The following is an 835-nucleotide window of genomic DNA, read 5'->3' as shown; positions in this document are numbered from 1 at the left end:
CAGAAGCACTCCGGCCTGACCTACTTCCTGTTCCCGCTCGACGCCGATGGCGTCACGGTGCGCCCGATCGCCCAGCTCGACGGCGAGGCCGGATTCGCCGAGGTCTTCTTCGACGACGTCTTCGTCCCCGACGCCGACGTGCTCGGCGCCCCCGGCGACGGCTGGCGCGTGGCCATGAGCACGGCGGGCAACGAGCGTGGCCTCTCGCTGCGCTCCCCCGGCCGGTTCACCGCTGCCGCCGACCGTCTCGTCTCGTTCTACGACGAGACGCCTGAGAGCCCGGACCGCGACGCGGCGACCACCGCCGTCGTCGACGCCTGGATCAAGGCCGAGGCCTACCGCCTCTACACCTGGGGCACGGTGACGAAGCTGAAGGACGGCGGGGACATCGGCGCTGCCGGGTCGATCAACAAGGTCTGGTGGAGCGAGCTCGACATCGCCCTGCACGAGACCGCCCTCGACCTCCTCGGATCGTCCGCCGAGCTCGAGTCCCGCTGGCTCGACGGCTACACGTTCTCCCTGTCCGGCCCGATCTACGCCGGCACCAACGAGATCCAGCGCAACATCATCGCCGAGCGGATCCTCGGCCTGCCGCGCGAGCCGAAGGGAGTGCAGAAGTGAGGTTCGAACTCACCACCGACCAGCAGGACTTCGCGTCCTCCCTCGAGTCGCTGCTCGCCGCCTCCGACCCGGTCGGCGCCGCGCGTGCCTGGGCCGACGGCGACCACGCCGCGGGCCTCAAGCTGTGGCAGCGGCTGGCCGAGCAAGGCCTGACCATGCTCGCCACCGAGGCCACGCCCGTCGAGCTCTGTGTCGCGTACGAGGCGCTCGGGCG

General features: G+C 70.9%; 1 protein-coding gene and 1 pseudogene. Both read left to right on the top strand.

The window, feature by feature from the left end; genetic code table 11:
* Positions 1 to 621 (top strand): acyl-CoA dehydrogenase family protein (locus ACOADB_RS11485; protein ID WP_378598327.1); only part of this gene is annotated, 621 nt, incomplete at its 5' end.
* A pseudogene (locus ACOADB_RS11480) lies at positions 618 to 835 on the top strand (acyl-CoA dehydrogenase); the annotation flags it as partial. The gene ACOADB_RS11485 and the pseudogene ACOADB_RS11480, both read left to right, overlap by 4 nt.

Origin of the sequence: Nocardioides sp. CPCC 206348 (assembly GCF_048654705.1) — a bacterium.
Classification (GTDB): Bacteria; Actinomycetota; Actinomycetes; order Propionibacteriales; family Nocardioidaceae; genus Nocardioides.
Note: the sequence above shows the minus strand (reverse complement) of the source record. Positions and strands in the feature narration are given on the sequence as shown.